Annotated in this window: 24 protein-coding genes and 1 pseudogene; 14 read left to right on the top strand and 11 right to left on the bottom strand. The window is 70.8% G+C overall.

Annotated elements, in window-relative coordinates:
* Positions 1–82: 82 nt before the first annotated feature.
* Entirely contained in the window at positions 83–1,024 is a 942-nt protein-coding gene (locus ACWEOE_RS35745; protein WP_452017145.1) for a glycoside hydrolase domain-containing protein, read from the bottom strand.
* A 331-nt stretch (positions 1,025–1,355) separates the two neighbouring features.
* Here ACWEOE_RS35745 and ACWEOE_RS35750 point away from each other — a divergent pair, with 331 nt between their 5' ends.
* The 3 genes from ACWEOE_RS35750 (at position 1,356) to ACWEOE_RS35760 (ending at position 3,491) form a co-directional block, all read left to right on the top strand.
* The gene (locus tag ACWEOE_RS35750; protein ID WP_452017147.1) at positions 1,356–2,273 is read left to right on the top strand and encodes a LysR family transcriptional regulator; all 918 of its coding nucleotides are present in this window, start codon (positions 1,356–1,358) and stop codon (positions 2,271–2,273) included.
* A gap of 106 nt (positions 2,274–2,379) precedes the next feature.
* Positions 2,380–3,093 (top strand): SDR family NAD(P)-dependent oxidoreductase, encoded by a 714-nt coding sequence (locus tag ACWEOE_RS35755; protein ID WP_452017149.1) that lies wholly within the window; start codon positions 2,380–2,382, stop codon positions 3,091–3,093.
* 23 nt (positions 3,094–3,116) lie between these two features.
* Positions 3,117–3,491 carry a YybH family protein gene (locus tag ACWEOE_RS35760; RefSeq protein WP_452017151.1) on the top strand — a complete coding sequence of 125 codons (375 nt, stop codon included), beginning with the start codon at positions 3,117–3,119 and terminating at the stop codon, positions 3,489–3,491.
* Positions 3,492–3,534: 43 nt separating this feature from the next.
* On the opposite strand, the gene ACWEOE_RS35765 is transcribed toward ACWEOE_RS35760, so the two are convergent.
* The 8 genes from ACWEOE_RS35765 to ACWEOE_RS35800 form a co-directional block, all read right to left on the bottom strand.
* Positions 3,535–4,158, bottom strand: a complete 624-nt coding sequence (locus tag ACWEOE_RS35765; RefSeq protein WP_452017153.1) for a TetR/AcrR family transcriptional regulator — start codon at positions 4,156–4,158, stop codon at positions 3,535–3,537.
* A gap of 57 nt (positions 4,159–4,215) precedes the next feature.
* A complete protein-coding gene (locus tag ACWEOE_RS35770) occupies positions 4,216–5,238 on the bottom strand; it encodes an alcohol dehydrogenase catalytic domain-containing protein (protein ID WP_452017155.1) in 1,023 nt (340 codons plus the stop codon).
* Between the two features lie 57 nt (positions 5,239–5,295).
* On the bottom strand, positions 5,296–5,418 hold the full coding sequence (locus ACWEOE_RS35775; RefSeq protein WP_452017157.1) for a hypothetical protein: 123 nt from the start codon (positions 5,416–5,418) through the stop codon (positions 5,296–5,298).
* A 92-nt stretch (positions 5,419–5,510) separates the two neighbouring features.
* Positions 5,511–6,581, bottom strand: coding sequence for a zinc-dependent alcohol dehydrogenase (locus tag ACWEOE_RS35780; RefSeq protein WP_452017159.1), 1,071 nt, complete (start codon positions 6,579–6,581; stop codon positions 5,511–5,513).
* A 32-nt stretch (positions 6,582–6,613) separates the two neighbouring features.
* Positions 6,614–7,783, bottom strand: coding sequence for a M24 family metallopeptidase (locus ACWEOE_RS35785; RefSeq protein ID WP_452017161.1), 1,170 nt, complete (start codon positions 7,781–7,783; stop codon positions 6,614–6,616).
* A 30-nt stretch (positions 7,784–7,813) separates the two neighbouring features.
* A complete protein-coding gene (locus tag ACWEOE_RS35790; RefSeq protein WP_452017163.1) occupies positions 7,814–8,824 on the bottom strand; it encodes an ABC transporter permease in 1,011 nt (336 codons plus the stop codon).
* Positions 8,825–8,861: 37 nt separating this feature from the next.
* Positions 8,862–10,349 carry a sugar ABC transporter ATP-binding protein gene (locus tag ACWEOE_RS35795; protein WP_452017165.1) on the bottom strand — a complete coding sequence of 496 codons (1,488 nt, stop codon included), beginning with the start codon at positions 10,347–10,349 and terminating at the stop codon, positions 8,862–8,864.
* Positions 10,339–11,349 carry a sugar ABC transporter substrate-binding protein gene (locus ACWEOE_RS35800; RefSeq protein ID WP_452017167.1) on the bottom strand — a complete coding sequence of 337 codons (1,011 nt, stop codon included), beginning with the start codon at positions 11,347–11,349 and terminating at the stop codon, positions 10,339–10,341. Before ACWEOE_RS35800 ends, ACWEOE_RS35795 begins: the two co-directional genes overlap by 11 nt.
* Before the next feature lie 221 nt (positions 11,350–11,570).
* On the opposite strand from ACWEOE_RS35800, the gene ACWEOE_RS35805 reads away from it, so the two are divergent.
* Both ACWEOE_RS35805 and ACWEOE_RS35810 read left to right on the top strand, forming a co-directional pair.
* Positions 11,571–12,287, top strand: coding sequence for a GntR family transcriptional regulator (locus ACWEOE_RS35805; protein WP_452017169.1), 717 nt, complete (start codon positions 11,571–11,573; stop codon positions 12,285–12,287).
* A gap of 15 nt (positions 12,288–12,302) precedes the next feature.
* Positions 12,303–13,166: a sugar phosphate isomerase/epimerase family protein gene (locus tag ACWEOE_RS35810; protein WP_452017171.1), complete on the top strand. Its 864-nt coding sequence runs from the start codon at positions 12,303–12,305 to the stop codon at positions 13,164–13,166.
* 116 nt (positions 13,167–13,282) lie between these two features.
* Here the strand turns inward: ACWEOE_RS35810 and ACWEOE_RS35815 are convergent, their stop codons facing one another.
* Both ACWEOE_RS35815 and sigJ read right to left on the bottom strand, forming a co-directional pair.
* Complete coding sequence (locus tag ACWEOE_RS35815) at positions 13,283–13,741, bottom strand: carboxymuconolactone decarboxylase family protein (RefSeq protein ID WP_452017173.1); 459 nt, start codon at positions 13,739–13,741, stop codon at positions 13,283–13,285.
* Between the two features lie 93 nt (positions 13,742–13,834).
* The gene (gene sigJ, locus ACWEOE_RS35820) at positions 13,835–14,725 is read right to left on the bottom strand and encodes an RNA polymerase sigma factor SigJ (protein ID WP_452017175.1); all 891 of its coding nucleotides are present in this window, start codon (positions 14,723–14,725) and stop codon (positions 13,835–13,837) included.
* Positions 14,726–15,000: 275 nt separating this feature from the next.
* Between sigJ and ACWEOE_RS35825 the strand changes: the two are divergent.
* The 9 genes and pseudogenes from ACWEOE_RS35825 to ACWEOE_RS35865 form a co-directional block, all read left to right on the top strand.
* Positions 15,001–15,108, top strand: a pseudogene (locus ACWEOE_RS35825) (helix-turn-helix domain-containing protein); the annotation flags it as partial.
* A 19-nt stretch (positions 15,109–15,127) separates the two neighbouring features.
* The gene (locus ACWEOE_RS35830) at positions 15,128–15,247 is read left to right on the top strand and encodes an SDR family oxidoreductase (RefSeq protein ID WP_452017177.1); all 120 of its coding nucleotides are present in this window, start codon (positions 15,128–15,130) and stop codon (positions 15,245–15,247) included.
* Between the two features lie 54 nt (positions 15,248–15,301).
* Entirely contained in the window at positions 15,302–15,889 is a 588-nt protein-coding gene (locus tag ACWEOE_RS35835; RefSeq protein ID WP_452017179.1) for an MFS transporter, read from the top strand.
* Positions 15,841–16,434, top strand: a complete 594-nt coding sequence (locus ACWEOE_RS35840) for an MFS transporter (RefSeq protein ID WP_452017181.1) — start codon at positions 15,841–15,843, stop codon at positions 16,432–16,434. The genes ACWEOE_RS35835 and ACWEOE_RS35840 overlap by 49 nt, the downstream gene beginning before the upstream one ends.
* Complete coding sequence (locus tag ACWEOE_RS35845) at positions 16,376–17,545, top strand: DUF993 family protein (protein ID WP_452017183.1); 1,170 nt, start codon at positions 16,376–16,378, stop codon at positions 17,543–17,545. The genes ACWEOE_RS35840 and ACWEOE_RS35845 overlap by 59 nt, the downstream gene beginning before the upstream one ends.
* Positions 17,546–17,712: 167 nt before the next feature.
* A complete protein-coding gene (locus ACWEOE_RS35850; RefSeq protein WP_452017185.1) occupies positions 17,713–19,872 on the top strand; it encodes a N,N-dimethylformamidase beta subunit family domain-containing protein in 2,160 nt (719 codons plus the stop codon).
* Between the two features lie 42 nt (positions 19,873–19,914).
* The gene (locus tag ACWEOE_RS35855) at positions 19,915–20,916 is read left to right on the top strand and encodes a sugar ABC transporter substrate-binding protein (protein ID WP_452017187.1); all 1,002 of its coding nucleotides are present in this window, start codon (positions 19,915–19,917) and stop codon (positions 20,914–20,916) included.
* Positions 20,917–20,924: 8 nt separating this feature from the next.
* Entirely contained in the window at positions 20,925–22,466 is a 1,542-nt protein-coding gene (locus ACWEOE_RS35860; RefSeq protein ID WP_452017189.1) for a sugar ABC transporter ATP-binding protein, read from the top strand.
* The gene (locus tag ACWEOE_RS35865; RefSeq protein ID WP_452017191.1) at positions 22,463–23,470 is read left to right on the top strand and encodes an ABC transporter permease; all 1,008 of its coding nucleotides are present in this window, start codon (positions 22,463–22,465) and stop codon (positions 23,468–23,470) included. Before ACWEOE_RS35860 ends, ACWEOE_RS35865 begins: the two co-directional genes overlap by 4 nt.
* The last annotated feature ends 9 nt before the right edge of the window (positions 23,471–23,479 follow it).

A 23,479-nucleotide genomic window follows, 5' to 3' on the forward strand; every position in this document is an offset into this window, starting at 1 on the left:
GCGCCGATGGCCTCCCTGCCCACCATCGTCACGGCGGCGGCCACCGCCTCGCCTCGCCCGGCAGGGGTGAGGCGAGCGCGGCTCAGCGGAACGACAGCGACGCGGTTCGCTCCGGGTGGCCGGGGGAGTACGTGTAGATGATCGACCCCTGCGTCGCACCCGCGGCCACGGAGATCTTCCACGGCCGGAGGCGGTCGACGCGGAAATCCGCCTCGTAGCTCCACTTGTAGTCGAATTCGGTGCCGGCGGGCAGGGCTTCCCCGGCCTGCCAGATGCCGTGGACGACCAGGAAGTCGACGGGGCAGTTGACCCGGATCCGGGTGGCGCCGGCCGGGATGTCGAACGACAGGCTGCGGTTCGTTCCGGATGCCAGCTGCATGGTCCACTCCTCGTCGTCGCGGGCGCCGGGCGCGCCGGGGTGTGCGGGGTCGAAGGGGATCGGCCGCCGAATCAGCACCCGATCGGTGGTGATGCCGCCGACGCGCGGCTGGACGTTGTTGTCCTGCCAGCCGTGCACGAAGTCGCGGACCTCGGACGCACGACCGGCCTGGACGAAGTAGTCGGCGTGGCCCACCGCGGCGTCCATGGCGTCGGAGAAGCCGTACGCCCCGGTGCGGGCGCGGCCGAGGACCGAGGCTGCGCCGTCGAGGTAGGACCGCCACAACGCCGGGGTGATGGCCGGGGACCCGGGCTCGATGAACCAGCGGTCCGCGCAGAAGAAGATGACGCCGGGGAACCCGAGCAGGTTCGCACCGGCGAGAGCGCGCCGCGCGTACTCCTGACCGCGCGCGAACCCGCCCAGCGGATCGTTCGTCCCGACCTCGAAGTACATCGCGACACCGAGACCCGCGGCGCGGTGGTCGCTGTACTCGGCGGGGCTCGTGTGTTTGGTCGCGAGCCGTTCCGGCGCGTCGATGTACCGGATCACCCCGGTCGCGTGCTCGCCACTCGGGCCGACGGGCGCGGCCAGGATGTCGGCGGCGGGCAGTTTGCTGCTGCTGTAGTCGATCCACCAGGTGGCCATGGTTTTGTCCCCCTCGAAGCGGCTCCCATGATGGCCGAGCGCGCCCGTCTTCGTAAGGCGGCCATTCGGGTAAATCGGGCAGTCACCGAGCGCGACCACCGCCGGCGGCCGGCCGACTTCGGGTCCTCGCGGACCCGGCGGAGGTGTCTCGAAGCAACTGTCCGAAGTGGATGGTGCTGGTCGCCGAGGGAGGAAAGGCCGGAGACGGTACGTGCCCGGCCAAGGTGGCGCCTGTCGCGCGCATCGGAGCTGCTGGGCCGAGCCGCGTCGGCCGAAGGGGTGCTCGGGTCGTGGTGACGCGCCGCCGGTGGGTGGCGAATACGATGCGCTGGTGGAACTTCGCCAGCTGCGGTACTTCGTGGCCGTCGCCGAGGAGATGAACTTCGGACGGGCGGCGGAGCGGCTGCACATCGCCGGACCATCGCTGTCGCAGCAGATCAAGGCGCTCGAGCGGGACCTCGGGGTGCGGTTGTTCGACCGTGACCGGCGCTCGGTCGCGCTCACCGCGTCCGGCGAGGCGTTGCTGCCGGGAGCGCGCGCGGTCCTGGAAGCGGCCGAAGACCTGCGCCTGCGGGCCGCGGGTCTCACGGCCACCGAGGTCGTGCGGCTCGGGTACGTGAACTGGTTGCCGGCGGCCGTCGCCGAACGGACGGCGGGCGTCGCGCGCGTGCAGGTCGACGCGTGGGTGCTGCCCTCGCACGCGCAGGCCGGCCGGGTCACCGACGGCAGCATCGACGTGGCCGTGTGCTGGGTGCAGACGCCCGACCTGGCCGCCCAGGACCTGGCCGCGCGGCTGGTGGGCGCCGACGAGCTGTACGCCGTGGGCACGGGCACCGACCCGGCGCCGGTGGCGGCGAAGGACACGACCGTGCTGGTGGACTCCGACACCGTGAGCTGGTCGTCGTGGAACCTGTTCGCCGGCCAGTTCGCCCGGGCCACCGGGGCGTCGGTGGTCCGAACGGACGACAACGGCATCACCGGCCCCGCGTTCTTCGAGCACGTCCGTCGGCTGGGCCGGCCGGTGGTCAACTCGCCCAAGGGGCAGACCGCGGTCCTGCCCTCGGACCTGGTGCGCCGCCCGATCGTCGACCCCGTTCCCGTGTGGACGTGGTCGCTCGTCACCCGCCGGGACGACACGCGAGCGTCGGTCCACGCCGTGGTCGACGCGCTCACAACTGGCGTCGATCTGCCGGTGTTCGGAGCGGGCACCTGGTTGCCGTCGGGCGATCCGCACGCTCCCGGCGCGTAGGAGGTTCCGCCTCCCAGCTGGGACGCCGAGTCTCCTGGCACCGGCGCTCGGGCGTGAGTAGACCTGGACCTAGACAACCGGTCTACTACCAAAGGAAGAAATGAAGATGAGCACTGGTCAGAAGGTTGCCGTGGTCACGGGCGCTTCGCAGGGTTTCGGTGCGGGGATCGTCGCGGGGTACCGCAAGCTGGGCTGGTCCGTGGTGGCGACGGCGCGCTCGGTGCCGGCGGAGTCCGGTGACGCGGACCTGGTGAACGTGGCCGGGGACCTCACCGACCCGGCGACGGCGCAGCGGGTGATCGACACAGCGATCGAGCGCTTCGGCCGCGTCGACACGCTGGTCAACAACGCGGGTGTGTTCGACGCGAAGCCGTTCACCGACTTCACATTCGCTGACTTCGAGCGTCTGGTGTCGGTGAACCTGGCGGGCTGGTTCCACATCACGCACGTCGCCGTGCCGCAGATGCTGGCCCAGGGGAGCGGGCACCTCGTGCAGATCACCACGAGCCTGGTGGACCACCCGAACTCGAACGTCCCGGCGTCGGTGGCGATGCTGACCAAGGGTGGTCTGCAGGCGGTCACGAAGTCGCTCGCGATCGAGTACGCCGGCCGGGGGATCCGGGTGAACGCGGTCGCGCCGGGCATCCACAGGACCGCGCTCAACCCGCCCGAGACCTACGCCGAGCGCGCGGGCCTGCACCCGGTGAACCGGATGGGCGAGATCAGCGACATCGTCGACGGTGTGCTGTACCTGGAGAACGCACCGTTCGTCACAGGCGAGATCCTCAACGTCAACGGCGGCCAGAGCGCCGGTCACTGACGGCTTCTGACAGGAGATCGGCCATGGACTTCACCGGCATCGTCACCACGGTCCTCGACGGTTGGCAGCGCGCGGTCGACGAGCACCGCCCCGCGGACGTCGCGGCGTACTTCACCGAAGACGCCCTTTTCCAGGGCGCGCATCCCGGCTATTCGGTCGGCCGCAAGGGCGTCGAGGACTACTACGCCGAGCAGCCGATCGGGCTGAAGGTCCGGTACGAGATCAAGGAACTCCGCCCGCTGGCCGACGGGGTGCTGTCGGCCTACGTCGATCCGGTGTTCACCCGGCCCGACGGTGCGGCGTGGCGGTTCCACCTCACGGTGATCCTGGACCGGCAGCCGGACGCCGGCTGGTTGATCAGCCACTACCACGTGTCGCGCATCGAGGAGACCCACTAGGTCGGACGGGAGTGGACTGTCCGAATCGGACAGTCCACTCCCGTCACTTCGGGAGCGCGGCCGCGGCGTCGGCGACACCCGCGCCGACGAGCGCGAGGCAGTTCGGCCACATCGCGTCGAGGTGGCCGGTGTCGTTGTAGAGCTTCGCGAGCAGCACCTGGCCCTCCAGCTGCGCGACGACGGCCCGCGCGGCCTCGGCGGCATCCGTGACGAGCGCGTCGCCCCGTGCGATCGCGTCCTCGATCACGGCCTGCACCATGCTGGCCTGCTTCGCGAAGATCTCCTGCAGTGCCAGGCGAATCGATTCGGTCTGGTTGCTCAGCTCCAGGCTCAGGTTGCCGAACAGGCAGCCCGACACCGTGCCGCACGTGGCCTGGCTCGCGCGCTGCGCCGCCGCCGTGGCCTCGAACAGCTTGCGCAGCTTCGGCAACGGCGCACCCGGCCCGGTCAACGCGCCGGCCCACGCCTGCTCCTGCTCGCGCCACTCCTCGGCGATCACCGCGAGGGCGAGGGCTTCCTTCGACTCGAAGAAGTAGTAGAAACTCCCTTTGGGCACACCCGCCGTCTTGCAGATCTCGGCCACGCCCAGCGCGGCGTACCCCCGTTGCTCGACGAGCCCCCGCCCGGCCGCGAGGATCCGCTCCTTGGCGTCACTGGTCCTGCCCATGCCTAAAGTGTACGACCGGTCGTCTACTGCCGGTCTGGCTCGCCGCGACCGAATCGGTCACCACACCAGCGCGGCCCGCCCGAAGAAGGACCCCGACCGGATCCGCTCGTGCACGGCGGGCACCTCGTCCGGTCCGACCACCTCGCTGACCAGGGGCCGGACCCGGCCGGAGGTGACCAGTGCGGCGGCCAGCCCGACCTCGGCCCGCGACGCGTACCGGCAGCCGAGCACGGCGAGCTGGGACAGGACGAGCTCGCGCGACGAGACCGTGAAGTCCTCGTCGCGCATCGAGGTCAGGCACATCAGCGATCCGTTCTTCGCCAGGTGGTCGAGCGCCCAGCGCTGGGCGGGCGCCCGGCCGTAGAGGTCGATCACCACGTCGGCCTGCCCGCCCCAGGAGGGCGGCAGCGCGACGGCGCCGAAGTCGGACGAGTCGACCGCGGGTACCCCCAGCTCGCTCTCGAGGAACTCGAGCTTCTCCGCCACCACGTCCAGCCCCACCACCTCGGCCCCGTACGCCCGCGCCACCTGGACCATGTGCAGCCCGACCCCACCGCCGGCCGCGAGCACCGCGACCCGCGTGCGAGGCCCCAGCTCCGCGCGGCGCGCGATGTGCACCGGGGTCGCGATGGCGTCGGCGATCGTCGTCGCGGCCACCGCGTCCACCTCGGCGGGGACCTCGACCGCGTTGAGCACCGGCAGCACCGCGTACTCCGCGTACCCGCCGTCGATCGCGACGCCGACGTTGCCGCCGAAGTTCACGCACGTGGAGTCCCGCCCGGCCAGGCATTCGGGGCACACCCCGCACACGAGGTAGAAGTACGCCATCACCCGCCGGCCCACCAGCGCCGGGTCGGCGCCGGGGCCCACGGCTTCGACGATTCCCACCAGCTCGTGCCCGGGCACGCGGGGCAGGTGCGTCTCGTCGGCGCCGAGCTGTCCGTTCACGCACTGCAGCACCGTCACCCCGATGCCGCACGCCTCGACCCGCACGAGCACCTCGCCCCGTGACGGTTCGGGTTCATCGAGCACGCCCGGTTCGAGGGCGCCGCCCCACGTCGAGATCCGCAACGCTCGCACTCGTCCTCCTCGCCGCACCCGGCCACCGCGCCGACCGGCGGCGGACCGGCGCCGACGCTACTGCAATCGTTCGCAGAAAGCGACCGGCTGCCGGCCGTTCTGGGGGAAGCCGAGGTTGGCGTCCACCGGGCCGAGGAACAACACCTCGACGCCGTCGGTCGCGGCGATGGACGTCGACATCGCGCGGTGCGCCGAAGGTTTCGATCTGGATGACGCCGACGAGCAGTGGTCAACCGGAGGCGAGTTTTCTTGAGCTGCGGCGACCCGCGCCGCTACGGTTTGAAGACGATCTTCAGGCCCTCGCCCGCCCGCGCCAGCGAGATGCCCTTGTGGATGTCCGCCAGCGGGAGCACGTGGCTCACCACCCGCTCGAGCGGGAGCTTGCCGCTCTGGATGAGGTCCAGGGACTCGCGCATGGTGTAGCGCATGAGGAACGTGCCGAGGATGCGCAGCTCCTTGATCGTCACGGTCATGGCGGACAGGTTCGCGCGGTAGCTGCTGTCGATGCCCATGACGACGATTCGCGCTTGGTCGGCCGCGACGTCGATCGCGGTGTCGAGTTGCGACCCGACGGCCTCGACCACGAGCGTCGCGCCGCGGCCGGCGGTGGCGGCCGCCACTTCTTCCCGTACGTCGACCTCGGTCGGGTCGAGCACCAGATCCGCACCGGCCTGTTTCGCGACCTGGGCACGGTTCACGGCCGGTTCGACCAGGATGACCTGCTCCACTCCGAAGTGCTTGAGCGCGATCACGGTGAGCAGGCCCATCGGCCCGCCGCCCAGCACGACCGCGCGGTCGCCGACCACGACGCCGGCCTTGGTGATTCCATTGAGGACACAGCCGAGCGGTTCGGCGAGCACGAGGTGCTCGTAGGGCACGTCGGCGCTCACGGGGTAGGCGAAGTACGAGGGCACCTTGACGTAGGCGGCCATCCCGCCGTCCCAGAAGAAGCCCGGGGTGTTCGGCCAAGGGATGTCGAGGTGCGGGTTGTCGAACAACGGCTCGCAGAAGTTGCCGTGCCCGTCCCGGCACGGCCCGCAGCGCCCGCACGGCGGGTTCTGGTCCACCGCCACGCGATCGCCCACCGACAGCCCGCGGGCCAGCGGGCCGGCCGCGGCGATCTCGCCGCAGAACTCGTGCCCGAAGACCACGCCGGGCAGCCCGGGGTGGGTCGGCGGTGTGTGCAGGGCGTGCAGGTCCGACCCGCAGATGCCGACGGCGCCGACCTTGATGATGATGTCGTCGGGCTCGGTGAGCACGGGGACCGCGTGCTGCTCCAGCGACAGCACTCCCTCGCCCCGGAAGATCACGGCGGGCATCGTGTCGGGCAGGGGGTCGGTCATGGTCGCTCCTCCGCTGGTCGGGTCGGCCGCCGTCAGATGCGGGTGGCGGCGAGGTCCACGACGTTCCAGCCGCGCGCGCGGTCGCCGAACGCGCGGTGCCCGTCGGCGGTGACGGTCACGGTGTCCTCGAGCTTGATGAACCCGCGCCGGGGGTGCAGCATCGTCGTTTCGAGCGAGAGGACCATCCCGGCCGCCAGTGCGCGAGGACCGTCGTAGTTGGGGTACGGCACCGGCCCGGTCGAGGTGAGCCGTGGTGCCTCGTGGCTGATCAGTCCCATGCCGTGGGCGACGAAGGTGGTCACGGCATGGTGGGGGCTCGTGGCCAGCACCTCGGTCGCCCGGTCGAAGATCGCCTGCCCCACCACGCCGTCCGCGATCGGTTGCCGCGCGGCCAGCTGGATCGCTTCGACCTCCGCCAGCAGGTCCTGCAGTTCGGCGTCGGGTTCGCCGAGCACCGCCATGCGGGCGAGGTCGCCGATGTAGCCGCCGACGTTGCCGCCGGAGTCCAGGCACAGCACCTCACCGGGAGCCCAGCGCGCCTTCGACGGCGCGCGGTTGTGGCTGGCGCCCATACTGACCAGGCAGTACTCGAAGGTCATGCCGAGGCGCGTCTGTTCCTGGCGCAGGGTTTGCACGATCTCGTGTTTCGTGGATCCCGCCCCGTGCGCGTCGAAGGTCGCCCGCATCGAGTCCACGATGGCGCCGGAGGCTTCTTCGAGCAGCTTCAGCTCGTCGAGCCGTTTCACCGCGCGGAGGCGTTCCAGCACGAACTGGCCGTCGCGCAACGTCAGTGCTGGTTCGACCGCCAGCCGCTGGTAGGCCTCCACCGGCAGGAACGACCCCTCGATGCCGACCACGGCCGGCCCGGGCAGCACCTGGCGCAGGTGGGCGATGCCGACCTCGATGGCGTCCTGGGCGCGCCAGGTGCTGGTGTCCACATCGGACACCCACACCGGGTCGTTCTCCAGCTGCCACGATTCCATCGGGTTGCCGATGTAGCAGGTCGCGTCGACCTTGCCGCGCACGTACACCAGGACCGGGAGATAGCGGCTGACCCCGATGGCGTCCATGTAGTCGAAGAAGAAGAACCGGTGCCCGCCCAGCAGGTACTGCACGTTGTGCTTCGAGGTCACCAGCAGCGCGTCGAGCCCGGACTGCTCCATGAGTTCGTCGAGCTGCCGGTGATCAAAAGGGGGGTTCACGAAGACCTCCTGCCGTGGACGTGGTGGGGATCAGGCCTGGGCGACCGAGAGCCGGCGCTGGTTGAACGCGTCCAGCAGCACGGCGACGAGGATCAGCGCGCCTTGGATGAACTGCACCCAGAACGGGCTCACGTCGAGCAGCGTCAGCCCGTTGTTGATGACCCCGATGAGCAGGACCCCGATGAGCGTGCCGACCATGCTGCCCTTGCCACCGAAAAGACTCGTGCCGCCGATCACCACCGCGGCGATCACCTGCAGCTCCAGGCCGGTGCCCGCGATGGGCGTGGCGGCCCCGAGCCGGCCCACCAGCACCAGCGCGGCGAGCCCCGCGCACACGCCGGCGATCAGGTAGGCGTACAGGAGCACCCGCTTGTCGGGGATCCCGCTCAGCCGTGCGGCCTGGCGGTTGCCGCCGACCGCGTAGATCTGGTGCCCGAGGGCGGTGCGCGACAGGACGAGGTGCCCGAGCAGGAACATCCCGGCGAGCAGGAACACCGGGACGGGAACCGCGCCGACCATGCCGCCCCCCAGCCAGGTGAGCCCCTCGGGCAGCCCGTACACGGTCTGGCCCTGGCTCAGCTGCAAGGTCAGCCCCCGGGCCATCCCGAGCACGGCGAGGGTCACGATGAACGGTGCCAACCGCAGCCAGGCCACGGAAATCCCGTTGAACGCGCCGATCGCGGCGGCGACCACGAGGCAGGCCACGACACCGAGGAACCCGGTCGTCCCGCCGTCGACCAGCTGTGCGGCGATCATGCCGGACAGTGCGATGTTGGAGCCGACCGACAGGTCGATGCCGCCGGTGATGATCACCAGCGTCGCGCCGACGGCGGCGATGCCCACCACCGTGGACTGGGTGAGGATGTTGGTGAGGTTGCGGCTGGCGAGGAAGTTGTCGGACAGCAGCGCCATCGCCACGCAGACCAGTACCAGGGCGACGATGATCGGGGTCCGGGGATGCCCGGCCATCCGCCGCAGCACGGACGACGGGGGTGGGTGGGGCCGGCGGGTCTGTTCCGCCTTCTCCGTCGTGATCACCATGGTGGCCTTCCGTTTCTCACAAGGCGAGTCGGGGGAGTCAGCCGGCGGCGGCCAGCCGGAGCACGCGTTCCCGGTCGAATTCGGCTCGGTGCAGTTCGCCGACCACCCGCCCGGCGCGAAGGACGTAGACGCGGTCGGCCATGGCGAGGACCTCGTCGGTGTCGGAACTGGTCAGCAGCACCGCGGCGCCGGACTCGGCCAGCGTCAGCACGTGTTCGTGGATGCCGGCCTTCGCGCCGACGTCGACCCCGCGGGTCGGGTCGTCGAGCAGTAGCACCTTGGGCGTGTGCGAGGCCGCCCGCGCGAGGACGATCTTCTGCTGGTTGCCGCCCGAAAGTTTGCCGGCGGCTTGGCGGGGATCGCGGGTCTTCACGTCGAATCGGGCGATGGCGTCGCGGGCGAGGCGTTCCTGCCGGCCGCGGCGCACCCAGCCGATCCGGCTGAACGAGCGGTACACCCCGTAGGTCAGGTTGTCCACAACGGACGCGTCGAGGACCAGGCCTTCGGCCTTGCGGTCCTCCGGCGCGTAGATCACGCCCCGGTTCACCACGTCGTGTGCCCGCGCGGGAAGGGGATGGCCGTCCACTTCGACGTTCCCGCGTGAGCGCGCCGACAGGCCCGCGACCGCCTTGAGCAGTTCGGTGCGCCCGGCGCCGGCGAGACCGACCAGGCCCACGATTTCACCGGACTTCACCCGCAACGTCGCCCGTTTCACGCCGGGCGCGTCGAGATCGCGGACCCGCAGCCGGTCGGCGCCTCGGGCCCGGTCCCGCCAGGGGTAGGCGTGGGCCATGTCCTTGGCGAGCATCGCCCGCACGAGCCCGGGCTCGTCCCACTCGTCGGCCGGCCCGGTGGCGACGAGCTCACCGTCGCGCAGCACCGCGATCGTGTCGGCGATCTCGAACAGCTCATCCAGGTGGTGGCTGACGTACAGGATGGTGATCTCCTGCTCGCGCAACGACTTGATCGTGTCCAGCAGGGCCCGGGTGTCCCGTTCGGACAGTGCCGAGGTCGGTTCGTCGAACACCAGCACGCTCGCGTCCCGCGCGAGACACCGCGCGATCTCGACGAGCTGCCGCTGGGCGAGCGAAAGCTGCCGCACGGGCCGGTCCAGCGGCAGGCCGGTCAGCCCCACGCGGTCGAGTGCCGCCCGGGCGGCCCGTTTGGCCTCGGTTCGCCGCACCACGCCCAGGCGCGTCGGCTGGCGGCCGAGCCCGAGGTTGTCGAGCAGGCTCATGTCCGGGACGTCGGTCAGCTCCTGGTAGATCACGCTCACGCCCGCGTCGATCACCGCGCCGGGCGAGCCGGGCACGTCCCGGCCGTGGAGCAGGATCTGTCCCGAATCCGCCTTCTCCGCCCCGGACAGGAGCTTGATGATGGTGGACTTGCCCGCCCCGTTCTCGCCGGCGAGCGCGGTGACGGTGCCCGGCGCCAGCTTCAAGGACACCTCGTGCAGAGCCCGGATGCCGGGGTAGGACTTCGACACGCCGCGGAACTCCACCGCCACGGCGTCGTCAGACCTCATCGGCCCAGATCCCGTAGCTCTTGATCTCGGGCGAGCCGATGTTCTCCTGGGTGATCGTCGCCGAGGGCCAGTCGATCTGCTTCGGCACGGTCTTGTGCGCCTCGAGGTCGGCAACGGTGTCCACGGCCCGTTCCATCATCTTGATCGGGTTCTGGCTGATGCTGGCGTCCTGCACGCCGGCGCGCACGTCCGCGATGGCCGGCTTGGAGCCGTCCACACCGATCACGACGATGTGCCCGGGGTCGCCGACCGGCTTGAACCGGCCCTGTGCCTTGATCGCCGCCGACGCCCCGACGGCCTCGGCGTCGTTGGCCGCGAACACCGCGTCGATCTGCGGGTTCGCCTGGAGGATGTCCACCATCAGCGCGTTGGACTTGGCGGTGTCGTACCCGCCGTCCTGAGCCGCCGCCACCCGCAGGCCGGGGTAGCGGGCCAGCTGCTGCCGGAACCCTTGTTCGCGCCGCGTTGCGGACGGCGTGCCGAGGATGCCCTGGATGTCGACGACCGCTCCGGTCGCCGAGCCCTTGTGGGCAGTCAGCTCCGCGGCGATCTTGTCGACCGCGTCGCGGCCGGCCTTGACGTCGTCGATGGTGATCGTCGCGGTGATCGGCGGGATCACGCTGTCGGCGATGGAGATGACCGGCACCTTCGCGGCGTTCGCCGCTGCCACGGCCGGTGCGATGGCCTTGCCGTCGGCCGGCGTGAGGAGGATGTAGTCCACGCCCCGGCTGATCAGGTTCTGGATGTCGGCGACCTGCTGCGCGGCGTCGCCGTTGGAGTTGGTGGTGACGAGCTCGTACCGGTGCTTTTTCGTCCCGGCTTCCAGGCCCATCTGCATTCCGGCGAAGAACGGGTTCGACAGCGTGTAGGTCGAGTAGCCGACCGTGACGCCGGACGAGCCACCGGAGGAGCCGCCGGTGGCGCCGTCGCACGCGACCAGACCGGCAGCGACGGCCAGAACGCTCAGCACCGTCGCCGCGAGGGAACGAAGGGTTCGCATCCGGTCTCCTTTGCCGAGAGGTTTCCGCGCCACTCCGATCGACTTTCGACCGGTTACCGAGAGCGTCTGGCAGCCGTGGCGACGGGCGCCTGTCGCCTGTCGACCAATTACGCTAGAGTCGTACCCGGAAGGTGTCAATGCACCTGACAGGTGTGCTCGGTGTACTCGCCCCGAAACTGCGGCGACGCCGGTGATACCTGGGGGTGGACGGGAGGGTGCACATGAGTGAGCCGACAGTGCAGTGGGATTCGATGCGCGTCGACGAGAACGCGCCGAAGCGGGCGCCTTCACTGGCGGATCAGACGTACGCCACGTTGAAGCGCTGGGTAGTGTCCGGTGAGCTCGAACCCGGTTCCGTGCTCAGTGAAAACGATCTCGCCCGGCGATTTTCCATCAGCCGTTCCCCGTTGCGGGAGGCGATCCGCCGGTTGCAGGACGAGGGTCTGCTGGACGTCTCGGGACCGCGCGGGTTCACGGTTCCGGCGCTGTCGGTGGAATTGCTCAGGCAGGTTTACACGGTGCGCCGGGCGCTCGAGGTGGCCGCGGCCGAGACGGCCACCCGGATCCCGGCCGATGACCTGGCCGCCATGCGCGAACGCATGGACCGGATCGGCGACGCGATCGGCCACGGTGACCTCGAACCGTTCAACATCGCCGACTTCGACTTCCACGACCTGTTCGTGCTCAACTGCGGAAACCCGTTGCTCATCAACCACATCCACCGGTTGCGCGGGCACATCCAGCGCACCATCAATTGGGCCGGCCAGTTCCACGAGCACACGGAGCTGGCCTACAAGGAGCACCGGGCGATCCTCGAGGCCATGGAAGCGGGCGACACGCGGGCGATGGGTGAAGCCGTCGACACCCACATCCGCAACGTGATGGAGCGCCTGATCGACAAGCTCGACCCCGCTCGGGAGGCCGTGGCCACTGACTGAAGGGGATCTCCCGCCATGCCGAACCCCGATGCTCTGCTGAGCACGTGCTGGACCTCGGCGGGTGATGTGATGCCGCTGCGCAACGGCGACCTGAGCCCGTTCGACGTCCGCGACCGGGTCGCGGCCGCCGCCGGGGCGGGGTTCGCCGGGTTCGGGATCACGCGCACCGACCTCGTCGCGGTGCGCGACGGCATCGGCTTTCCCGCTCTCGCCGGGGAGTTCGAGCGGCACGGCATCACGACCGTCGAGGTGGAATACCTCGACGACTGGTGGTGCTCGGGCGAGCGGCGCTGGCGGTCGGACGTGGTGCGCGCCGATCTCCTGCACGCGGCCGAGGTCTTGGGCGCTTCGCACATCAAGGCCGGCGCCGGGCAGACCGGGGACACCGTCGAGCCGGACGTGCTGCGGGAGGAGTTCGCCGCCCTGGCGCGCGAAGCCGCGGCAGTCGGCACGCGGATCGCCCTGGAGCCCGCGGCTTTCTCGATGATGACCACGATCGAGCCCGCCGCCCGGCTGGTCCGCGAGGTGGCACACCCGGCGGGGGGTCTGCTCGTGGACATCTGGCACATCCACCGCAGCGGGATGTCCTATGAGGACCTGGAGCGAATCCTGCCGCCGGAGTACGTCTTCGCCGTCGAGCTCGACGACGGGTACCGCGAGGTGACCGGAACCCTGTTCGAGGACACCTTCGACAACCGGCTCTACTGCGGCGAGGGGGACTTCGACGTCGCTTCCTTCGTGAAGTCGCTGCGGCGCCTCGGTTTCACGGGTCCGTGGGGTGTGGAGATGATGTCGCGCGAGCACCGCACGCTCGACGTGCGCACCGCGACCCGGCGGGCCGCGGCGGCCGCCGCCGAGCTCCTGGCGTCCGCCCGATGAAGGCCGGCTCGGCCCGTCATTCCCGTTCGACGGTCCGCAAAGGACGCCTCGGAGCCGACCGCCGGAAGCCCCGCCTCCCGTGGCGAGGGGCGGGGCTGCCGACGTCTGCGGCGGAATCAGGGAGCGACGTGGTACCGGCTGGTGATCGCGACGCGGTTGAAGGAGTTCATCACCACGGCGAGCCACGCGACCGCCGAGATCTGGTCCTCGGTGAGGTCGGCCGCGGCGGCCTCGTACTCCTCGTCGGGCACGTGGCCGTCCGCCACCTGCGCGATCGCCTCGGTCAGGCGCAGCGCGGCGCGTTCCGTGGCGGAGAAGTACCCGGTCTCCTCCCACGCGGGCAGCACGGCGATGCGGTCGGGGTTCTCACCCTTCTTGAGGGCGTCACCGGTGTGCATGCGCAGGCAGAACGCACAGCCGTTGATCTGCGAGGTGCGCATCTTCAGCAGCTCGAGCAGGAGCGGGTCGAGGCCCGCCGCGACGGCGCTGTTCTCGACCTCGGTCGACAAGGCGATGAGGGTCTTGTAGGCGGCCGGGTGCTGCTTGTCGATGCGGACGCGCTGCGTGTTCGTCACGTGTTCCTTCGTTTCGTTCGGTGGCCTCGCTTGCACCAGGCCGTCGGGCTCGGTTCCCCAGGGAGACGAGACAGCGCGGCCGGGTGTGACCGCTCAGACGTGGGAAAGTTTGTCCGGGTTGACCACCCGGCGGTACGCGGAGATCAGCCCGTCGGTGATCTGCACCGTGTCGACGGAGTAGACGCGGCCCTCGCGGTGGCACACGAGGGCGAGCTCGCCGCCGACCTCGGCGAACTCGATGCGGTCCGGGCGCCACAGGTGCGACACCCGCACCATCACCTCGGCCACGCGCCGCCCACCGTGGATGACCTTGCGCGCCGCGGAGACCTTGCCGCCGCCGTCGGTGACGTAGACGGCGTCCGGGTGCAGGAGCCGGACGAGCCCGGTGAGATCACCGGACTCGTACGCGGCGCGGAAGGTCGCCAGCAGCCGTTCGCGTTCCGCCTTCGGCGCCGGTGGAGCGGACTCCTTCGCCTGGGCCACCCGTCGTCGCGCGCGCGAGGCGAGCTGGCGGGCGGCGGGCACGGCGACGTCCAGCACCTCGGCGATCCGGCCGAACGCGAGCTCGAACACGTCGTGCAGCACGAAGGCGACCCGCTCCGGCGGGCTCAGCTCCTCCATGATCAGCAGCATCGCCGCGCTCACGGACTCGTCGACGAGCACCGGCTCCGAGGCGTCCGGCCCCGTCAGCAACGGCTCCGGCAGCCACGGCCCGACGTAGGACTCCCGGCGTGACCGCGCGCTCTTGAGGATGTCGTACGAGCGCCGCGCGGCGACCGTGACCAACCAGGCGCGCAGGTCGTCGACCTCCTCCAGGTTCGCTCCGGCCGCCCGCAGCCACACGTCCTGGGCCACGTCCTCGGCGTCGGCCACGCTCCCCAGCAGCCGGTAGGCCACCCCGAACACCGCGGGCCGATGCTTCTCCCACTCGGCACCGAGCGTGTCCTGCTGCCCGGCCGTTCGGGGCGCCTGCCCGTCACCCATGCGAATCGCATCCTCCTCCGACGTGTGCCTGAAGCGTACCCATCCGGCCCGTTCCCGCCTGGCGGAACACGGTCGGCACGCTGCCGGGGAGGACACGGGCGGCGGTCAGTGCGGATCGTCGACCTTGAGCGGGTCCCCGGTGAACGAGTACGAGGAGACGAAGACCGTCTCCTCGTACTCGTTCACCGGCGCGGCGAGCAAATCCTGCTCGGCCAGATCTGATGCCGGCCGCCGAACTCACCCTGTGGCACATGTGAGCCGTCCGCGAGGCCGCCCGGTGCGGCAGTTTCACGACGGCCGCGCGGCACCTGTTCGTCTCCCAGTCGTCCCTCACCCGCCTCGTCAAGGAAGCCGAGCGGATCGTGGGGGCGCGGCTGCTCGACCGGACGTCGCGCGCCGGTCATGCGCCGGTTCGGCGAGCCGGACGAGGTCAGCAGCGCTGTCGCCTACCTCCTCTCGCAGGAGGCGTCGTTCTTCACCGGGCAGACCCTGTCCCCCAACGGGGGCGGAGTCATGCTCTGAACCGCCCCAGCTGAGGCCCCGCCCCGCCCCGCCTCCCGGCCGAAAGGGACAACGTTGTCCAGCACCGCACCCGTCCGCGTCGAGGACAGAACGTCCTCGGTGCGCCGAGTCGCCCTCGCCGGCGGCATCGGAACCTTGATCGAATACTACGACTTCGCGCTGTACGGCTATCTCGCCGTCGTGATCGCGCCGATCTTCTTCCCCGGAAGTGACCCGACGGCGGGGTTGCTGTCGACCCTCGCCGTGTTCGCCTTGGCCTACGTCATCCGCCCGCTGGGTGGCATCGCGTTCGGTCACGTCGGTGACCGGTTCGGCCGGCGCACCGCCCTGCTGGTGACGGTGGTCGGCATCGGGCTGGCCAACACCGCGGTCGGGCTCCTGCCCACGTTCGCCGCCGCCGGGGTCGCGGCAACGCTGCTGCTCGTCCTCGTCCGGTGCGCCCAGGGCTTCTTCGCCGGCGGCGAGGTCGGGGGAGCGGCCACGATCATCTCGGAAGCCGCTCCGCCGGGGCGCAAGGGCAAGTGGTCCGCCTTCACGCCGATGGGTACCAACGCCGGGTTCGCCGTGGCGGCGTTCGCGGTCGGCGACAGCAGATGTCCACGTGGGGCCGGCGGATTCCGTTCCTGCTCGGACTTCCGCTGACCATCGTGTGCTTCCTGGCCCGGCGCTCGGTGCCGGTCGAGGAACCGGCGGCGGGCGCGCACGAACACGCCGGCGTGCCGATCGTGCAGGTGATCCGCAAGTACCCGCGCGCACTGCTCAACGGCATCGGCCTCGGTATCGCCGTGCAGGGCGGGGCGTACATCAGCCTCACCTACATCACGATCTACCTGGTCAACAACCTCCACTACGGCAAGCAATCGGTGTACTGGCTGACCACGGCCGTCACCGTGTTCGCCGTGGCCCTCATGCCGTTCACCGGCCGGCTGACCGACCGGATCGGGGCGCTGCCCGTGGCCGTGATCGGCATCCCGGGGTACGCGGTGCTCGTGTTCCCGGCGCTGGTGCTGATGGGGCGGGGCAGCTTCGGTCTCGTCGTCGTGGGCTACCTGGTGCTGATGGTGCCGATCGCGTTCCTGCAAGTCGCTTCGTACACGCTCTCGCCGCTGCTGTTCGACGCGCCTGTCCGTGAACACCGTTACCCTGCTCGGCTCCGGCGGCGAAGTGTCGCGTCTGGACCTGGGTGAGCCCCATGTGCCCGAGCCGCCGCTGCGCAGCCGATCGCGGATCGCTCACGCGGCACCGCATGTGGTCCCGATCGTCTCGGGCGACAACACCCCGGGCGCCCCCGCGGACATCGACTGGGACACGACGCTGGCGATCCGCCACCACCTCTGGGCAAGCGGGCTGGGCGTGGCGGACGCGATGGACACCGCGCAGCGCAACATGGGGCTCGACCCGGTGGGCACGCGGGAACTCGTCACCCGCAGCGCGGCCGAGGCCCGGTCCGTCGGCGGCCGGCTGCTGGTGGGCGTGGGCACCGATCACCTCGAGCACGAGTCCGTGTCGCTGCCCGAGATCGTCGAGGCCTACCTGTGGCAGCTCCACCACGCCGAGGACCACGGCGTGGCCGCGGTCCTGATGGCCGGCCGCCACTTCGCCCGGGCGGCCAGGACCGCCGCCGACTACGAGCACGTCCTCGGCGAGGTGCTCGGGCGAGCCGCGGCGCCCGTCGTCCTGCATTGGCTCGGGCCCGCGTTCGACCCGAACCTCGAGGGTTACTTCGGCTCCCCGGACCTGGACACGGCCGCCGACACGGTCGTCCGGATCATCACCGAGCACCGGGAGAAGGTCACCGGCATCAAGCTGAGCCTGCTCGACGCCGACCGCGAGCGGAGCCTGCGCGCGCGGCTGCCCGCCGGCGTCCGCATGTTCACCGGCGACGACTTCCACTACGCGGACGTGATCGAGGGCGACGGCACGCACCACTCCGACGCGCTGCTCGGCGCGTTCTCGGCCTTCGCGCCGATCGCCGCGGCTGCGCTCGCAGCACTGGACTCCGCGCGACCGGATCGGTATCGGGCGCTGATGGAGCCGACGGTTCCGTTGTCCCGGTACCTCTTCTCCGCACCGACCTACCACTACAAGACCGGCATCGCCTTTCTGTCGTGGCTCAACGGTCACCAGCGGTCGTTCTCGATGCTCCACGGCCTGCGCTCCGCCCGTAGCCTTCCGCACCTGTCGAGGACCCTCGCCCTCGCCGACGCGGCCGGGGCGCTGGAGCGGCCCGACCTGGCAGCCGCCCGCTGGAACGCCCTGCTGGCACTGCACGGCGTGGAGATCCCTTGGCCGGCCTGACCCCGACGCCGCCGTGACGAGAACGTGATGCGCGGAAACCTCCTCGTAAAGTTGAGGTATTGCGTGGAAGTTCGGTCACATGTACGGTCCCATCAGCCAGAAATCGCAGCACATGCCCGAGGTAGTTGTGGAAGTTCGGGCACAGGCCGGATGGGCGGAGAGTGTTCATGAGGTTGATCGGCTACCTGGACCGGCTTTCCGCCCGACCGGGAGACTCGCTCCCGGTCCGGATCAGCGGTGACGGCGGGCAGGTCACGGTCGACCTCGTGCGGCTCCTGCACGGCGACACGAACCCGCTCGGCCCCGGCTTCCTCAGCACCGACGTGGCTTCCGTCCCCAGCCAGGTCGTGGTCGGGACCGAGCAGGTCACACCGGTGGGTTCCTGCCTGCGCGCCGACGACGTCGTGCCGGCGGGCACCACCCGGCTGAGCCTCGGTGCGGTGATCTGGCCGACCACTGTGGACGTCGGCCGCGAACAGGGTGTGCTGAGCGTGGTGGACGACCGCGGTGAGCCGGTCGTCGCGGTGACGCTGGGCGAGACCGGCCGCGTCCGGTTGTCCAGCGGTGACGGCGCGGTGCTGCTCGAAGCCGACCGGCCGTTGGCGAACCGGCGCTGGTACCGCGTGCAGGCCGACCTCGGCGTCGGCGGCGTGGCCCTGGAAATCGTGCCGCTCGAACCGTTTCCCGGCGACGACACGCCGGTCCGTGTGAGCGGCGAGTCCGAAGTGGACCTGAGGGTCGCGAGCGGCGTGGTGGTCGCCGCGCTGCGCTGCCCGGTGGAGGGCACCCGGTCCTTCCCCGGCGCCGTGTTCAACGGCAAGGTCGAACGTCCGGTGGTGTCCTCCGGCGCCGACCTGCTCGCCGAGTGGGCCTTCGAGCGCGGGTTCGCCACCGACACCGCCGAGGACGCCTCCGGCCGCGGCCGGCACGGGCGGCTGGTGAACAAACCGGCCCGCGCGATGACGGGGCACACCTGGACCGGCGAGGTGCAGGACTGCACCGCCGCGCCGGAGCAGTACGCCGCGATCCACTTCCACGACGACGACCTGATCGACGCCGGCTGGCCCGAGACGGCTCGCGTGGACCTGCCGGCCGATCTGCCGAGCGGCATCTACGCCGTGCGGTTGCGCGGAACCACCCGGGACGGCGACGAGACCGACCACATCCCGGTCGTGGTGGCGCCGGCGAGCGGCGCGCCCCGGGCGAAGGTCGCCTACCTGATCCCGACGTTCACCTACCTCGCCTACGCCAACGAACGCCTCCAGCACCGGCTCGACTACGAGGCCGCCGGCATCACCGACCACCCGATCACGCCGGGAGCGCACGACGTCGCGCTCGCCGAGCACCCGGAGTTCGGCTCCAGCCTCTACGACCTGCACAGCGACGGCTCCGGCATCTGCTACACGAGCGCGTTGCGGCCGATCCTCAACCTGCGCCCGGACTACCGCATGTGGCTGCAGAACGCGCCGCGCAGCCTGGGCGCCGACCTCTACCTCGAGCACTGGCTCGTGCACGGCGACATCGAGCACGACGTGCTCAGCGACCACGACCTGCACGCCGACCCCGAGCACGCGCTGGACGGCTACCAGGTGGTGCTCACCGGCTCGCACCCCGAGTACCACAGCGGCGCGATGCTCGACGCGCTGCAGCGCCACGTCGACACCGGCGGCTGCCTGATGTACCTGGGCGGCAACGGTTTCTACTGGGTCACCTCGCAGGATCCCGCGCAGCCGGGTGTGCTGGAGGTCCGCCGCTCGGGTGGGATCCGCACGTGGGAGATCCAGCCGGGGGAGGGCCGGCACTCGACCACCGGCGAGCCCGGCGGGCTGTGGCGCTGGCGCGGCCGCTCGCCCAACAAGCTGGCCGGCGTCGGGATGTGCAGCCAGGGCTGGGACGAGAAGGCCCCGGCGTTCGAGCGCACCCCGCTGTCCTACGAGCCCGAATGGGCCTGGGTTTTCGAAGGCATCGACGAGAACCTCATCGGTGACTTCGGTCTGATCATGAACGGCGCGAGCGGCGACGAACTCGACCGCTGCGACTTCGCCCTGGGCAGCCCGCCGAACACGGCCGTGCTGGCCACTTCCCAGCGGCACAGCGATTTCTACCAGCTCGCCGTCGAGGACGTACTGATGCTCGCCCCCGGGCTCGGCGGCAGCGAGTCCGACCTCGTCCGCTCCGACCTGGTGCTCGTCGAGCGCCCCGGCGGCGGCGCGGTTTTCTCCGTCGGCTCGATCTGCTTCACCGGCTGCCTGCCGTGGAACGGCTACGACAACAACGTTTCCCGGCTGCTGCACAACGTGCTCGGCAACTTCGTCGCCCGCGTCTGACCAACGGTCCCCACCGGAATCCCGACTGCAGGGAGAACTCCCATGAAACAGCCCGTCCTGTTCCGCCGGCTGGCCGGCGCCGGCACGGCGGCCGTCCTGGCCCTGTCGCTGGCCGCCTGCGGCGGCATCACCGCCGACAACGGCGCGGCAGCCGGCGGCCAGTCCTGCAAGCGCTCCACCGACAAGGTGATCGGGTTCGACTACCCGCTCACGTCGCTGTCGGTGTACGGCGACCTCAAGCGGTTCGCCGAGCAGCGCGCCAAGACGCGCGGGTACGAGATGAAGTACACCGCCGACGACGAGGACCTGCAGAAGCAGACCCAGAACGTGCAGACCTGGGTGACGCAGAAGATCCCCGCGATCGTGTCGTACCCGCTCGAGCCGGCGTCGATGGAACCACTCGCGAAGCAGGCGCGCGACAACTGCACGGTCTTCGTGTCCTACGCCTCGCCGCTGAAGAACCAGGACGCGTCGGTCCTGTTCAGCGGGCTCGAGAGCGGTCAGGCACTCGGCAAGACCGCGACCGACTGGGCCAAGCAGCACCAGGGACCGGTGAAGGTGCTGGTGCTCAACAACCGCGACCTCGCGGTGGGCGCGCAGCGTGACGACGGGCTGAAGGCTTCCTTCGCCGCCGGCGGCAACGTCGAGATCGTCTCCACCCAGAAGGCCGGCACCCGCGCGGACGGCGAGCAGATCGCCCGCACGGTGCTGCAGGCGCACCCGGACCTCAACATGGTCCTCGGCTACGACGACGACGTGGCGCTGGGCGCGCAGCAGGCGTTCCTCAACGCGGGCAAGGACCCGAAGGACCCGGGCATCTTCATCGGCGGGCAGGACGGGTCGAAGGAAGGCCTGCAGGCCGTGTCGCAGGGCGGGATCTACCGCGTCTCGGTCGCCGTGCGCATCCGCGACATCGGCTTCGCGGTCACCGACGTGGCGGCAGACCTGTTGGAGGGCAAGCCCAACAAGGGCGTGAACGTGCCGCCGGTCGCGCTCACCGCGAGCACCCCCTCGCTCAAGGACTACCTGAGCGACTACAGCTGAGGAACCCGATGACGCTCACCATTCGAGGCCTGGTCAAGGGATACGGCGCGGCGACCGTCCTCAAGGGAGTCGACCTCGACATCGCCCCCGGCGAGGTGCACGCGCTGCTCGGCCCCAACGGTGCCGGCAAGTCCACCTTGATCAAGTGCATCGGCGGAGTGGTGACCCCGGACGCGGGTGAGCTGGCGCTCGACGGAGAGCCGCTGGGCCAGCTCACCCCGAACCGGGCCTTCGCCGCCGGGATCGCCACCATCCACCAGCACCTGTCCCTGATCGACGTGCTGTCGGTGAGCGACAACCTGTTCCTCGGCCAGGAGAAGACCGTCGCCGGGGTGCTCGACCGGCGTGGTCAGCGGCGGGTCACCACCGAGCTGCTGGAGCGGTTCGGCCTCGACGTCGCGCCGGGCACGAAGGTCGGCGGCCTGCCGATGGGCACGAAGCAGCTCCTGGAGATCGCGAAGGCGTGGCACCGCACCGACGTGCGGGTGCTGATCCTCGACGAGCCCACGGCGTCGCTCTCGGAGAGTGAGACCGAACGGCTCTTCGCCGAGATCGCCAAGATGAAGGCCGGCGGCGCGCGCATCGTCTACACCACGCACCGCCTCGGTGAGGTCTTCCGGATCGCCGACCGTGTCACGGTGTTGCGCGACGGCGTGGTCGCGCTGCGGGAAAAGGTCTCCGACGTCGCCCCGGAACGGGTGGTCGAGGTGATCTCCGGCGGCACCGGCGCGCCGACCACTCCGGCCGAGCCCACCGATCTCGGCCCCGTCCGGCTGCGCTTGCGGAAGCTCGCCGGGCCGCGGTTCGGGCCGGTCGACCTCGACGTGCGGTCCGGCGAGATCCTCGGGCTCTACGGGGTGCTCGGCTCCGGCCGCACGTCGCTGCTGGAGACGCTCGCCGGCCGCTATCGCGCCGCCGGCGGGGTCGCGGAGATCGACGGCGAACCGTCGGCTCCGCGCACCCCGGCGGGCGCGGTGCGGCGCGGGATCGCGCTCGTGCCGTCGGATCGCCTGCGCCAGGCGCTGTGGCCCACCCGCAACGCGGCCGACAACCTGCTGCTCCCGTCGTACCGGCGGCTCGCCCGGTTCGGCCTGCGCCGGCCCGGCGGGGAGCGGCGGCTGTTCGCCGACACGGCCCGGCAGGTCGACCTCCAGCCGCCCGAGCGCGGCCGCAAGGGCGGCCAGTTCTCCGGCGGGAACCAGCAGAAGCTCGTCCTCGGCCGCTGGCTCGCCCGGGCCGGGGAGCTCGCCGTCCTGCTGCTCGACGAGCCGACCCAGGGCGTCGACGTCGGGGCACGGCGGCAGATCTACGAGGTGTGCCGGGAGCTGGCCGCCCGAGGCCTCGCCGTGGTGTTCGCCTCCTCGGACGCCCAGGAGGTCGCGCTGCTCGCGCACCGCGCCGTCGTGATGGACCGCGGACGGCTCACCACCGAGCTGACCGGCGAAGACATCACCGAGTCCGCCCTGCTCGCCGACGCCCACCAGTTCGCCGGGGTCACCACCGACCTGTCCGACGACGCCGCAGCGACCCTCCCGGAGGTACGCCCATGACGACGGCAACCGCCCTGTCCGAGAGGAGCACCGCCCGGCGCACGCCGGTGCTGGAGCTCGTCCTGCGGTCGGCCCTGCTGATCGGCCTGCTCGTGCTGATCGGCTTCTTCACCAGCCGGTCGGACCTGTTCCTCACCGTGGGGAACATCAAGAACATCGCGCTCTCGGGCGCGGTGCTGCTCATCGTCGCGGTGCCGCAGGCGGTACTGGTGATCATGGGTTACGTGGACCTGTCGGTGGGCTCGGCGGTCGGGCTGTCCGGTGTGGTCACCGGGATGCTCATCGTCGACCACCACCTCAACTGGGGGCTCGCCGTGCTCGCCGGGCTCGTGGTCGGCGCCGCGGGTGGTCTGGTCAACGGCGTGCTCGTGTCCTACACGCGGCTCAGCCCGATCATCGTCACGCTCGGCACGCTGCAGCTCTACCGGGGCATCGCGCAGTTCCTGCGTTCGGACCCGCCCGCCGACTTCGGCACGGGGATGTCGCTGCTGGGCCGTGGTCTCTACCTCGGGATCCCGGTGCCGGTGTGGATCGCGTTCATCGTGTTCGCGTTCGGCGCGCTGTTCCTCTCCGGCACCCCCGCCGGCCGCCAGGTCTACGCGATCGGCGTCAACCGGGAGGCCGCGTTCCTGTCCGGGGTCGCGACGAAACGGTTGCCGCTGCTGGTGTTCGTGGTCACCGGCCTCGCCGCCGGCCTCGGCGGGGTGCTCTTCGCGGCGCGGCTCGATTCCGCCCCGCCGAGCACGCTCGGGGCCAACTTCGAGCTGCAGGTGCTCACCGCGGTGCTGCTCGGCGGGGTCGCGTTCAGCGGCGGCCGGGGGACCATGCTCGGCGTTGCGCTCGGGGTGGTGTTCCTCGGCGTGCTCAACAACGGTATGACGTTGATGAACGTGCCGTACTTCGCACAGGCCATCGCGACCGGTGCGGCTCTCGTGGTCGCGGCCGGGCTGGACGAGCTCGGGCAGCAGGCCGGTGCCCTGCGCCGGGTGCTGCGGAGAACGTGACCGGCCCGG

The sequence above is a fragment of the Amycolatopsis sp. NPDC004368 genome (assembly GCF_053602515.1).